Source organism: Zoogloea sp. (assembly GCF_041914405.1).
Classification (GTDB): Bacteria; Pseudomonadota; Gammaproteobacteria; order Burkholderiales; family Rhodocyclaceae; genus Zoogloea.
The window spans coordinates 18,174-30,668 of sequence record NZ_JAYSDK010000037.1 but is presented as its reverse complement, the minus strand read 5'-3'; the positions used below and the strand labels follow the sequence as shown (position 1 = coordinate 30,668).

Sequence of the window (12,495 nt, the reverse complement as noted above, 5' to 3'; positions counted from 1 at the left end):
CAGGGACAATCCCCGTCCGACAACAGCCCGCCGAAGGGGACGCCATGGAATCCCGACTGACCGAGATCGAGATCAAGCTCGCCCTCACCGAAGACCTGGTGGACACGCTCAACATGACCGTCCATCGCCAGCAGGAGCAGATCGACGCGCTGCAGCGCCAGATCCGCCTGCTCTACCAGCAGATGCAGTCCGCCACGCCAACGGCGGAGGCCCGCGATCTGCGCGAAGAGATTCCGCCACATTACTAAGCACACGGGGCTTCCGTCCCGTCATCTCCTTGGTCCGCGACTGTCCGCGCGATGCGATTGACGGTCCGCGTGGGATTCGTTCGCCCGAGTCAAGACCACGCCGCTACAAGGGGTTTCTATCGGTATATGATTAGCCATCCAGCCTGAATAGAAAAGCAAATGAGCAAACAAGCGATTCGCGCGCTTTCGCTGGTGGTTTTCGTGGTGGTCGGTGTGTTGCTGGTGCTGTGGTCCAGCCAGCGCGGGGAGCGGCCTGAGGCCTCCAGCGGTGTGGCGGGGGGCGCCGCCAGGACCGCGGCCAGCGACGTGCGCGAGTTGCGCCTCGGATTGAACATTGCCGCCGGTAGTGCGCTGCACGCGGCGGCCGTGCGTTTCGCCGAGCAGGTTGCTGAGCAGAGCAAGGGCCGGCTGAAGGTCACGGTATTCCCTGATCAGCAGTTGGGCAGCGATGATCAGATGCTTGAGATGGCGCGCAGCGGCAAGCTCGACCTGGTGCTGACGCCCACCGCCAAGCTCAGCTCGGCGATCCCGGCGATGCAGTACGCCGATCTGCCGTTCTACTTCACCGGTCGGGAAGAGCTGTACACGATGCTCGACGGTGAGCCGGGCCGCATGTTGCTGTCCAAGCTCAACGCGATCGACCTGGTTGGACTGGCCTTCTGGGAGAACGGCTTCAAGCAGTTCACTGCCAATACGCCGATCCGCCGGCCGCAGGATTTCGCGAAGATGCGCATCCGCACGATGAAGAGCCGGATCATCGCCGATCAGTTCGAGGTGCTTGGTGCCCAGGCCATTCCGATCGACTTCCATGCTACCTACAAGGCGCTGGCCGATGGCGCGGTGGATGGCGAGGAAAACCCGCTGGTGGCCATCGTCGGGATGCGTTTCCACGAGGTGCAGAAGCACCTGACCGTCAGCAACCATGCCTACCTGGCCTACGTGTTCTCGATCAGCAAGGCGGTTTTCGAGTCCTTGTCTCCCGAGCTGCGCGAAGTCATCCGGCGTAGCGCCCAGGAGCTCACGGTGTGGGAACGCCAGGAGACCTTCCGCCGTGAGGCGCAGTTCATCGACACCGTCCGCGCTGCCGGGGTGGAGATCCATACCCTGACGTCGGACGAGCGCGAAGCTTTCCGCAAGGCCCTGGCGCCGATCGCCGACAAGTTCGGCTTCGAGGTCGGCTACGACCTGCTGGTGAAGACCGAGGAGCTGCGCTACCAGCGGGAGGAGGTGGCCCAGGCCGCCAACCCTGGCCGCCGGCCGGCAGCGCTGGTGCTGGGCGTCGACGCGGATTTCTCGATGCGCAGTGCCCAGGGCGGCGGCGCCATTTACCGGGGCGTTCAGCTGGCCGCTGAGGAGATCAACGCCGACGGGGGTGTCCGGGGCGTGCCGCTGCGGGTGATTGGGCTCGACCACGCCACCAGTTCCCTGGTCGGGCGCAAGAACCTCGAGCGCTTTGCCGCGATGCCGTCCCTGCTGGGGGTGGTCGGGGGCGTCCAGACGGCAGTGATTGCCGACGAGCTGGAAGACATCCATCGCTTGAAGATTCCCTTCATGATTCCCTGGGGAACCGGGCGTGGCTTGGTTGAGCATGGCTATCGGCCGAACTACACCTTCCGGGTGTCGATCAGTGACACCCTGGCGGCGCCGTTCCTGCTGGAGCGTGCGCTGCGCGGCGGCGGGCGGGTCGTCGTGCTGCTCGAGCGCTCCGCCTGGGGGCGCAGCAATGACGAGGTGCTCAAGCCGGTCATCGAGCGCTTGCCGGCCGGCCGGGTCGAGATCGAGTGGTTCAACGTCGGCGATGCCGGCACCGAAGCCAAGTTGCGGGCAATCTGCGACGGCAACGCCGCGGCAATCGTGCTCGTAGCCAATGCCGTCGAGAGCCAGAAGATCGTGCAGATGCTGGCGCGCCAGGACAAGCCTTTGCCGGTGTTTGCCCACGCGGGGCTGACCAGCGGCAACTTCTGGCAGACCACCCAGGGGGCCCTGCAGCGCGTGGACCTGCGTTTCGTACAGTCCATCCTGATGGATGATGCGGCGACGCACCCACGGTTCCGGAAGTTCCTCCAGCGTTACCGGGAACGTTTCGGCCTCGGCCGGGACGAGATGGTGCCGTCGCTGATCGCCACCGTGCATGCCTATGAGCTGACCCACATGCTGGCCCGGGCAGCCCGCCAGGTGAGGCCTGACGATCACGTGGCGGTGCGCGGCGCGCTGGAAGCGCTGGGGGCCTATCCGGGCGTGCTGCGTGATTACAACCCGCCTTTCACCTCGGATCGTCACGATGCGCTCGAGCGCGGGCAACTGCGCCTGGCGCGTTTCGACGCGCGGGGCCGGATCGTGGTCGCAGAATGAAACTGGCTTTCATCACCCGCAGCGTCCGGCGGCGGATCACCTGGGTCTTCGGGCTGTTCGTCGCCCTGTCGATGGTCACCGTGGCGAGCACGGTGGGCTTTCGTCTGCATTCGGCGATCACCACCAACCTGACCCACGAACTGGAGGAGCGGGCCCGCCAGGATTCCCGGTTGCTGCAGCAACGCTTCGAGTACCTGCTCGAGAGCGCCAACGTGCTGGTGCGCAATCCGCTGGTGGTCAATGGTCTCAACGATGCACAAGGGCGCGAGACCTACCTGCCGGACCTGATCAAGAACTTCCGCGAGGGGCGGGACGTGTTTGCCGTCGCGCTGCTCGGCTACGACGGCAAGCCGGTCTATTCGACCCTTGAAACCCTGCCCACCTACGGCGATTCGAGCGAGTTGCGCAGCACCTTGGCCAACGGCGTGGTCAGCTACCTGATCGACCGCAGCCGCGGCCACTGGGTCGTCTTCGTGCCGGTGACCTACTACAGCACCACCCAGGGCGTGCTGGTGGTGGTGTACGACCTGGGAGCGGTGGCGCGGCGGGTGTTGCCCGCCGATCCGCTGCTCGGCCACCACCTGCTGGTGGGCGACCGGACGCTGTTTGCGCGCCCCGCCGCCGACGCCTCCGACCTGTTGATCGCCCGCCAGGCGGTCAGTGACAACAGCAGGAGCTTCCTCGACGGTCTGGGGCTGCAGCTCGAAGTGTCGGCGCCGCGCCAGCATTATCTGGAGCCGGCGGTCCGCGCGATCAGCGACGTGGCACTGCTCGGCCTGGTCCTGACCCTGGTGGCGATCGCGATTGCTTACTGGATCGGTTTCTCGATATCGCGTCCCATTGTGCTGCTGCGAGAGCGGGTGGCCGCCGCCGACGGCAGCCCGGAGCGCCATTGCGCGCCGCTGGGTACCCACGACGAGCTGGAGGAGCTGGCCGAGATGTTCGACCAGCGTACCCATGAGCTGCGCGACATCCAGCTCCACCTTGAAGACCTGGTGGACCTGCGTACCCGCGAACTGGCGGTGGCCAAGGAGACGGCCGAGGAGGCCAGCCGCTTCAAGAGCAGCTTCCTCGCCAACATGAGCCACGAGATCCGCACGCCGATGAACGCCATCGTCGGGCTGACCCACCTGATCCGCCGCTCGGCGGTGGATTCCCGCCAGATCGAGCAGCTCGACAAGATCTCCCAGGCTGCACGCCACCTGCTGGGGATCATCAACGACATCCTCGACTTCTCGAAGATCGAGGCTGGCAAGCTGACCATCGAGAGCGCCGATTTCGAGCTGGATCGGGTCTTCCGCAACCTCAACGATCTGATCTGCGACCGGGCCGCCGAGAAGGGGCTGGAAGTCATCAACCGTATCGACCCGGCCATTCCGGTGATGCTGCATGGCGATCAGATGCACCTCGGGCAGATCCTGGTCAATTTCGCCAGCAATGCGGTCAAGTTCACCGATGCGGGCTGCGTGATCTTCCGGGCGCGTCTGCTTGAGGAAGGCGCCGGGACGGTAACGGTGCGCTTCGAGGTCAGCGACACCGGCATCGGCCTCAACGAGGAGCAGCGCAACCGCCTGTTCCAGGCCTTCGTCCAGGCCGATGCGTCAACCACCCGCAAGTTTGGCGGCACCGGCCTCGGGCTGGCGATCAGCAAGCGCCTGGTCGAGTTGATGGGGGGGCGGGTTGGCGTGGACAGCGAGCTCGGCAAGGGCAGCACCTTCTGGTTCGAGCTTCCGCTGCAGCGCGCGACCAGCGCGCCCGTTCCGCGCGGCCACATGAGGCTGGACGGGAATCTGCACGTGCTGGTGGTGGACGACAACGCCGACGCCCGCACCGCGCTGGAGGACATGCTCAATGCCTTCTCTGCGCGGGTAGCGACGGCGGATTGCGGTGAGCACGCCGTGTCGCTGGCCCGTGAGGCGCTGCTCGGCGGCAGTCCTTTCAACCTTATCCTGATGGATTGGGCGATGCCCGGCATGGACGGCATCGAGACCAGCCGCCGCATACAGGCCCTCGGCTGCGACGCCCGGATCATTCTCGCCACCGCCTACAGCAGCGAGTGGACCGCCGAACAGTTGCACACCATGGGGATTCAGGCCCAGCTCAGCAAGCCGGTCACGCCGTCGATGCTGCACGACGCCATCGTCGAGGTGTTCTCCGGCGTGGCTCCGGCGAAGCCCATCGGGCCGGCGGCCATCGATCTGTCGCCGCTGCGTGGCCGTTACATCCTGCTGGCCGAGGACAACCCAGTTAACCAGGAGGTGGCCCTCGCCCTGCTCGAGGAGACCGGCCTTCGCGTGGATCTGGCCAGCGACGGGCGGGAGGCGCTGCAAAAGGCGTCCAGCACGGCCTACGACCTGGTCCTGATGGACGTCCAGATGCCTCACATGGATGGGCTGGAGGCCACCCGGGCGTTGCGCCAGCTGCCCCAGTGCCAGTCCCTGCCGATCCTTGCGATGACCGCCAATGCCTTTGACGAGGACCGGCGCGCCTGTCTGGAGGCGGGCATGAACGACCATGTCGCCAAGCCGGTGGATCCGGACAACCTGTTCGCCACGCTGATCCACTGGATGCCGCCGCGACCGCAGGTGCCCGCCGGAAGCGAGGGCGAACGCGAGGATGCAGCGCTGGTGGCGGGCCAGGAGCAGGCGCTGCGCGAGCAACTGGCAGGCATCGACGGTGTGGACCTGGCCTTTGGCCTGAGCCTGGTGCGTGGCAAGTTCGCCACCTACCGGCGCCTGCTGGTGATGTTCGTAAACACCCATCAGGACGAGTCGGCACGGATCCGCGCAGCCCTGGATGCGGGCGACCTCGACGGAGCCCAGCGGGCCGCCCATTCCCTCAAGGGCAGCGCGGCCAGTCTCGGTCTCGGGCGCATCCAGCAGGCGGCCTTCGCGGTCGAGGCGCCGCTGAAGGCGCGTGGCGAGGATGCGGTGGCGGTGGCGCAGGAGGCGCTGGCAGGCCTGGAGCAGGAACTGTCACGGGTGCTGGAAAAGTTGCGGCCGTTGTTGTGAGCTGAGCCTGCAGATGCCGCAACTGGGCGTTCTCGCACTGGATTGAAGTGACGGAGTGCCACGGGGCCGGGGGGCACCACGCGTATCATCCTGGCATGAGCTTGGGTGGTTTCTCCTTTCGCCTGGTGCCAGTGCTCGTGCTGGCGGCCGGTATCCTGTTCGGCCTTTTGGCGGGGAGCGCCCACGCGTCCGGCGTGCTGCGGGTGCTCGCCTGGCCCGGCTATGCGGATGAGGAGGTGGTCCGGAGCTTCGAGCGCGTGAGCGGCGCGCGGGTCGAACTGAGCATCGTGGATTCCGACGAAAGCCTGTGGCAGAAAGTCAGCGCCAACGGCGGGCGTGACTTCGACGTCATGGCCGTCAATACTGCCGAGTTGCAGCGCTACATCGCCGCGGGCTTGGTCCAGCCGGTCGATCCGGCGCGGATCGCCGGCACCCGCCGCCAGCTGCCGCGTTTCCGCCAGCTGAGCGAGATTCCCGGTCTTGTCCATGTCCGCAAGGGCCGGGCCGAGGCCTATGCGATTCCCTACACCTATTCGACCATGGGGCTGATCTACGATCGCCGGCAGTTCGCTGCGGCGCCGACCTCCATTTCCGCCTTGTGGGACCCCCGCTACCAGGGCCGGGTGCTGGCCTATGGCGGCGGCACCCACAGTTTCTCGCTGGCCGCCCAGAGCCTGGGTGTGGCCTCGCCATTCCGCCTGCAGGGCGGGCAGTGGGCGCAGGCAGTGGACCGGTTGATCGAGCTGCGCCGTAACGTGCTGGGCTTCTACACCCGTCCGGAGGAGTCGGTACGCCTGTTCCTGCGCCACCGCACCGCGTTGATGTTTGCCAACTACGGATTGCAGCAGCTGCATATGCTGCGGGCCGCCGGCGCCGACGTGGGTTACGTGATTCCCCGCGAAGGGGCACTGGCTTGGCTGGATTGCTGGGCGATCACCCGTGGCGCGCGGGATGTCGCGCTGGCGCATGCGTGGATAGACCACCTGCTCGGCGATACGGCCAGCGGGCTGCTGGTCCGCCGCCAGGGGCTGGCCAATACCCTGGTCGAGTCGGATGCGGGCGGTCCGGCGGACCGTATCGTCTGGCTGGCCGAGGTCGAGGACGCAGCTCGGCGGGAGCGCCTGTGGGCGCGCATCCACTCGGGAGACCGGGCTCAGCGGGTGCTGGCGCCATGAAGATGGGCATCGCCGTCCGCCTGGGCCTTGCGCTGGCCATCGTCGGCGTGCTGGCGGCCGGGCTGACCGGCTATTACGGCTATGCCGAAAGCCGCGCCATGCTGGTGGCTGCGGCGGAGGAGCGCCTGCTCACCTCCACGCGGGTGTTGGTGCGCCAGCTGGCGGTTGGGCTCGAGAATACCGCCCGGGATGTGCGCCTGATTGCCGGCCACCCCCAGGCTGTACGCCTGTTGCGGCGTGAAGACCCGGCGATGCAGGTGCGCAGCGAGAAAAATACCGCGCTGCTCTTCCAGCGCATGCTTCAAACCCATCCGGAGTACTTCCAGATGCGCCTGATCGATGCGGCTGAGCACGGCATCGAGCGTATCCGCGTGGATCGGGATGCCGATGAGGTCGTGCGCATCGAGGAGGGGGAGCTGCAGGAAAAGGGCCACTACCCCTATGTCTTCGAGACGCTGCGCCTGCCGCCCGGCGCGGTGTTCATCTCCCGGGCCGGCATCAACCATGAGGTCGGCGCCCACGCCGGGCAGGACAAACCGTCCTTGCAGGTGGCTGCCCCCGTGCGCGAGACGCCGGACGGCCCGGCACTCGGGCTGGTGGTGATCAATGTGGATTTGAACGGCCTGTTCGCCCAGCTGGCCGCTGATCTGCCCGCCGGCTTGCAACTCTATCTGGCCAATGGCGACGGCGATTTCCTGATCCATCCCGATCCGCACCAGGCCTTCGCCTTTGACCGCGGGCAGCGTGCCCGCGTGCAGGACCAGTTCCCTGCTGCCGAGCCGCTACTGGGCGAGGCAGCAGCAGCCGAACAGCTGGTGACGACATCACGACCGGCGGGGCAGGAGGCGGTTGTGGCGGCCTTCATGCGCCAGCACTTCACGACGCTGCACAGCGAGGATGATTTCATCCTCGGCCTGTCCCAGCCCCTCGCCGCGGTGGTGGAACAGAGCGAGCGCCTCGGGGCGGCGACCCTGCGTATCGTGCTGGGTTTCAGCGCGCTGGCTGTGCTGCTGGCTTTCCTGCTGGCGCGGGCACTAACCCGGCCGCTAAACCAGATCGTGGAGGCGGTGCGGGGTTTTGTGCCAGGGGCGGCCGGGCAGCGTCTGCCGAGCCGGCGACGGGATGAGATTGGCTTGCTGGCGCGCACTATCGAAGACATGCAGCAGCAGATCCGCGCCCAGTTCGACAGCCTGGAGGACAAGCAGCGTGCCCTTGACCGCCTGGCCAGCCATGACAGCCTGACCGGGCTGCCGAACCGGCGGCTGTTCCTTGACCGGCTCGACCAGGCACTGGCCCATGCGCGCCGCAACAGCGGGCAACTGGCCTTGCTGTTCATCGACCTGGACAACTTCAAGACCATCAACGACAGCCTTGGGCACGCGGCTGGCGATGCGGTGCTGTGCGCTGCCGCGGTGCGCCTGCAGCAACTGGTGCGGGCCAGCGATACCGTCGCGCGCCTGGGGGGCGACGAGTTCATCATCCTGCTGGATGGCGCCGACGATCACGATGCCATCGCCCAGATCGCCAGGAAGGCACTGGACGCCCTGGCCCAGCCCATCATGCACATGGGCGAGGCCCTGCTTTCCGGCGGCAGTATCGGCGTATCCCGCTATCCCCACGATGCGACCGGCGCCACCGAACTCATCGCCATTGCCGACAAAGCGATGTACCGGGCCAAGAGCGGCGGCCGCCAGCGGGCTTGCTTCGCTGACCTGGCCTGAGTGGGGGGCGCCGTTCGGGGAGAATGCGGGCGAGCCTCGTGAGAACAGGCTCTGCGGGCCGAGACTCTGTAGGGGCGAATTCATTCGCCCGACACGCATGGCCTCACCTCCGCGGGCGAATGAATTCACCCCCAACTGGAGAAAAAAAGCCAAGGGCCGGGACGACGGCGCCCCGGCGTTCAGTGCAGGGTTTCCGGCTTGGTCAGCGGTTGCACGTCCACCCACACGTCGCTGCCGTCGTCGCTCTCGCGGATTTGCAGGCCGAAGCTGGCAAAGGCGGCCTGCACGTCGCGGCGCAGCGGGATGTCGGCCAGTTCGCCTGGGCCGATGGCGTGACCGGCGGCCAGATGCTGTGCGGCTGCGGTCCAGATCGGCGACAGGAAGGATTTGGACACCAGCTCGTGCATGTCGGCGCTGATGGCCGACAGGGGCTGGCCGAGGCCGTCCAGGTAGCCCTGCACATGGGCCACCGCCTGCATCAGATGGGCGATGCGGCCGAGGCTTTTGGCGAACAGGCCGTCCAGATCCTGATCAGCGAAGTACAGGGTGATCTCTTCCTGCATGCCGTCCGGCAGGGCCTGCAGCAGCGCGGCCAGGTGGTTCAGCAGCAGGTCGGAGTCGGCCGGCACCGACCAGGCGCTACGCCGGTTGATGCGGTACTCCTGCCACATTGCCGCGACGATGGGGGCCAGCGCCTTGGCGAGCGGGGCTTCGGACGGGGCAGCCAGCGTCGTCAGGGCGTCGTGTACGCGCCAGCATTCCTTGTGCAGGTGGTGGATCAGTCGCGCAATTTCGGCGCCGTCGCCAGAGAGGATCTGCCACAGCTTGCCGCCATCGAAGAGCAGGGCCAGCTTGCCTTCGTCAGCGACGATGCGCGACAGGTGCTCGTCGGAGACCGGCGTTGCGCCGAAGTGCTGCTCGGCGGCGGGCAGGTCGTCGACCACACGGATGCGCGACAGGCTGGACAGGTCGAGGTCCTCGTCCCGGTCCTGGATGCGCTCCAGCAGCGCTTCGATGACCTGGCCCAGGGTCTTGGCGTTGGCGGTGGAGATCGGGCCGTCGAATTCGATGTTCATGGTCGGCGGATGGGTCCTGGCGTGAACGACGTGAAGTAGGGGGCCAATGATGCGGGGGCGAATTCAGTCGCCCTCGGTCGGTGAGCGGCGAGTTCCATTGCTCGGCTTCAGCGGGCGAATGAATGCGCCCCCACAGGTATTGTCCGTGGGGGGACTCGCTTACTCTTCGACGTGGCGCAGGGACAGGTCGATGGCGCGCACGTCCTTGGTCAGGCTGCCGATGGAGATGCGGTCCACGCCGGTTTCGGCGATGGCGCGCACGCGCTCGAGGTTGACGCCGCCGGAGGCTTCCAGCTCGGCGCGGCCCTTGTTGATGCCGACCGCGTCGCGCATCTCGTCGAGGCTCATGTTGTCGAGGAGGATCATCTTGGCGCCGGCGGTGAGGGCTTCCTCCAGTTGGACCAGGTTCTCGACTTCGACCTCGATGAACACGTTGGACGGGGCGATGGCACGGGCCTGCTCGATCACGGCCTTGATGCTGCCGGCGGCGATGATGTGGTTTTCCTTGATCAGGATGCCGTCGTACAGGCCCACGCGATGATTGGTGCCGCCGCCGACCTTGACCGCGTATTTCTGCGCCAGGCGCAGGCCGGGCAGGGTCTTGCGGGTGTCGACGATCTTGGCCTGGGTGCCGGCCACGGCCTGCACGAAAGTGGACGTGAGGGTCGCGGTGCCGGACAGCAGCTGAACGAAGTTCAGCGCGGTGCGTTCGGCGGTGAGCAGCGCACGGGCGCTGGCGTCCACCTCGCATAGCAGCTGGCCGGGCTTGATGCGCTCGCCGTCGCGGGCGTGCCAGATCACCGAGGCGTCGGGCTCCAGCGCGGTGAAGGCGGCGTCGAACCACGCGGTGCCGCACAGCACGGCGTCTTCGCGGGTGATCACGCGGCCGCGGGCGGTGCGGTTGGTCGGGATGAGGCGGGCGGTGAGGTCGCCGGTGCCGATGTCTTCGGCCAGCGAGGCTGCCACGGAGCGCTGGACTTCAACGCGAAGCTGTTCTGCAAATTCCATCGGGGTTCACCTAAGATGTGTCGGCCCGAATTCTAACACTTGGGGGGAGCGCGTCATGGGCACGATGATGGGGGTACTGGAAGTCAGCCTGGGAGTGCTGATCGCCTTGGTGCTGGTGGGGGGGACGACCTACTGGTATGTGCAGGACATCACTCAGAAGAAACACGCAATCCTGCGCAACTACCCGCTGATCGGGCATCTGCGTTACTTCTTCGAGCAGCTCGGCGAGTATTTCCGCCAGTACTTCTTCCTCGGCGACCGGGAGGAGATGCCCTTCAACCGGGCTACCCGCGGCTGGGTGTACCGCCTCGCCAAGGACGAGGGTGGGGTCATCGGTTTCGGCTCCACCTACGACATGCGCCATCCGGGAGCGCTGATCTTCGTGAACGCCGGCTTCCCGGTGCTGGAGGACGAGCAGGAGCCGACCGCGCCGCTAAGCATCGGCGAGGGCTACGCGGCCAAGCCCTTTATTGCACGCTCCATCGTCAACATCAGCGGCATGAGCTACGGTGCGCTGTCAAAACCGGCGGTGCAGGCCCTGTCGCGGGGCGCCGCGGAGGCGGGCTGCTGGATCGACACCGGTGAGGGCGGCCTGGCGCCGGCCCATCTTGAAGGTGGCGCGGACATCATCATGCAGATCGGTACCGCCAAGTACGGAGTACGTGACGCGGATGGCCACCTGTCGGATGCGCGCCTGCGCGAGCTGGCCGCCCACGAGACGGTGAGGGCCTTCGAGATCAAGCTGTCCCAGGGCGCCAAGCCGGGCAAGGGCGGCGTGCTGCCCGCCGCCAAGGTGACGCCGGAGATTGCGGCGATCCGCGGCATCCCGGTAGGCGTGGACTCGATCAGCCCGAACCGCCACCGGGACGTCGCCAACGTCAATGAGTTGCTGGACATGGTCGTGCGTGTGCGCCGGGTGACCGGCAAGCCGACTGGCATCAAAACGGCCATCGGCGGGCGGCGCTTCATGCACGAGTTGTGCGAGGCCATCATGCGGCGCGGGCTGCAGGACGCGCCGGACTTCATCACCGTGGATGGCGGCGAGGGCGGTTCGGGGGCGGCGCCCCAGGCGCTGGCCGACCACATGGCCCTGTCCATCGACGAGGCGCTGCCGCGGGTGGTGGACACGCTGATCGAATTCGACCTGCGCGAACGCATCCGCGTGATCGCCTCCGGCAAATTGGTGACTTCGGCGCGGGCCGCCTGGGCGCTGGCCTGCGGGGCGGATTTCGTGAACACCGCGCGGGGCTTCATGTTCTCACTGGGCTGCGTGCAGGCCATGCGCTGCCACCAGAACACCTGCCCGACCGGCATCACCACCCACAATGCCAAGCTGCAGCGCGGGCTGGTGGTGGAGGAGAAATACCTGCGCGTCGCCAACTACGCCCGCAACATGAACCGGGAGATCGACATGATCGCCCACGCCTGCGGCCTCCGGCAGGCCCGGGAGTTCCGCCGCGAGCACGTGCGCCTGGTGCAGCCGGACGGCCGCAGCGAGGCCTTCAACATGCTCTACCCCTACCCAGAACGGGGTGATGAGGGACGGGGCCACTACTAAGCGGCCCACCAATTTGCCGGCCTGACGGCAGGCTTTTGCCGCCAAGGGCCGCTTTCCCCAAAACGGGCAAAAAGGGTAGCGGGATCTGCGGCCCTTTGCATGTCGGCTGGTGGATTCGGCCGGCATTTTTTTCCGCCATCCGGCAGCCGGCCCGGGGACCGCTGGCAATCTGCCGTTCGAGCTGCCTGACGAGATCATTTTCGGGCCCTTGGCTTAACCCAACTTTACCCGCCTTAACCCCTTGCGCCGCCAAGCCCAGGGCTTTCCGGCCGTTAAGTTGCTAAGCATAAGGGCCAGGCCCGCGGTTCGCGCGGGCAGTGGCCGGGGAGGCGCACGCGACTCCTGC

Annotated in this window: 8 protein-coding genes; 6 read left to right on the top strand and 2 right to left on the bottom strand. The window is 66.8% G+C overall.

Annotated elements, in window-relative coordinates; all coding sequences use genetic code 11:
- Positions 1 to 44 precede the first annotated feature (44 nt).
- The 5 genes from ACE3RX_RS19220 (at position 45) to ACE3RX_RS19200 (ending at position 8,507) form a co-directional block, all read left to right on the top strand.
- The gene (locus ACE3RX_RS19220) at positions 45 to 248 is read left to right on the top strand and encodes a SlyX family protein (protein WP_374486578.1); all 204 of its coding nucleotides are present in this window, start codon (positions 45 to 47) and stop codon (positions 246 to 248) included.
- A gap of 159 nt (positions 249 to 407) precedes the next feature.
- A complete protein-coding gene (locus ACE3RX_RS19215) occupies positions 408 to 2,600 on the top strand; it encodes a DctP family TRAP transporter solute-binding subunit (RefSeq protein ID WP_374486577.1) in 2,193 nt (730 codons plus the stop codon).
- Complete coding sequence (locus ACE3RX_RS19210) at positions 2,597 to 5,611, top strand: response regulator (protein ID WP_374486576.1); 3,015 nt, start codon at positions 2,597 to 2,599, stop codon at positions 5,609 to 5,611. The genes ACE3RX_RS19215 and ACE3RX_RS19210 overlap by 4 nt, the downstream gene beginning before the upstream one ends.
- Before the next feature lie 95 nt (positions 5,612 to 5,706).
- The gene (locus tag ACE3RX_RS19205; RefSeq protein ID WP_374486575.1) at positions 5,707 to 6,786 is read left to right on the top strand and encodes an extracellular solute-binding protein; all 1,080 of its coding nucleotides are present in this window, start codon (positions 5,707 to 5,709) and stop codon (positions 6,784 to 6,786) included.
- On the top strand, positions 6,783 to 8,507 hold the full coding sequence (locus tag ACE3RX_RS19200) for a diguanylate cyclase domain-containing protein (protein ID WP_374486574.1): 1,725 nt from the start codon (positions 6,783 to 6,785) through the stop codon (positions 8,505 to 8,507). The genes ACE3RX_RS19205 and ACE3RX_RS19200 overlap by 4 nt, the downstream gene beginning before the upstream one ends.
- Positions 8,508 to 8,686: 179 nt before the next feature.
- On the opposite strand, the gene ACE3RX_RS19195 is transcribed toward ACE3RX_RS19200, so the two are convergent.
- Positions 8,687 to 9,583, bottom strand: coding sequence for a hypothetical protein (locus ACE3RX_RS19195; protein WP_374486573.1), 897 nt, complete (start codon positions 9,581 to 9,583; stop codon positions 8,687 to 8,689).
- Positions 9,584 to 9,742: 159 nt separating this feature from the next.
- On the bottom strand, positions 9,743 to 10,591 hold the full coding sequence (nadC, locus tag ACE3RX_RS19190) for a carboxylating nicotinate-nucleotide diphosphorylase (protein ID WP_374486572.1): 849 nt from the start codon (positions 10,589 to 10,591) through the stop codon (positions 9,743 to 9,745).
- Positions 10,592 to 10,646: 55 nt separating this feature from the next.
- Between nadC and ACE3RX_RS19185 the strand changes: the two genes are divergently transcribed.
- Positions 10,647 to 12,149 carry an FMN-binding glutamate synthase family protein gene (locus ACE3RX_RS19185; RefSeq protein WP_374486571.1) on the top strand — a complete coding sequence of 501 codons (1,503 nt, stop codon included), beginning with the start codon at positions 10,647 to 10,649 and terminating at the stop codon, positions 12,147 to 12,149.
- Positions 12,150 to 12,495 lie beyond the last annotated feature (346 nt).

Bases quoted from the DNA above. Each gene is read 5' to 3' on its own strand.
- ACE3RX_RS19220 (WP_374486578.1), top strand. From the start codon at position 45: ATGGAATCCCGACTGACCGAGATCGAGATCAAGCTCGCCCTCACCGAA.
- ACE3RX_RS19215 (WP_374486577.1), top strand. From the start codon at position 408: ATGAGCAAACAAGCGATTCGCGCGCTTTCGCTGGTGGTTTTCGTGGTG.
- ACE3RX_RS19210 (WP_374486576.1), top strand. From the start codon at position 2,597: ATGAAACTGGCTTTCATCACCCGCAGCGTCCGGCGGCGGATCACCTGG.
- ACE3RX_RS19205 (WP_374486575.1), top strand. From the start codon at position 5,707: ATGAGCTTGGGTGGTTTCTCCTTTCGCCTGGTGCCAGTGCTCGTGCTG.
- ACE3RX_RS19200 (WP_374486574.1), top strand. From the start codon at position 6,783: ATGAAGATGGGCATCGCCGTCCGCCTGGGCCTTGCGCTGGCCATCGTC.
- ACE3RX_RS19195 (WP_374486573.1), bottom strand. From the start codon at position 9,583: ATGAACATCGAATTCGACGGCCCGATCTCCACCGCCAACGCCAAGACC.
- nadC (WP_374486572.1), bottom strand. From the start codon at position 10,591: ATGGAATTTGCAGAACAGCTTCGCGTTGAAGTCCAGCGCTCCGTGGCA.
- ACE3RX_RS19185 (WP_374486571.1), top strand. From the start codon at position 10,647: ATGGGCACGATGATGGGGGTACTGGAAGTCAGCCTGGGAGTGCTGATC.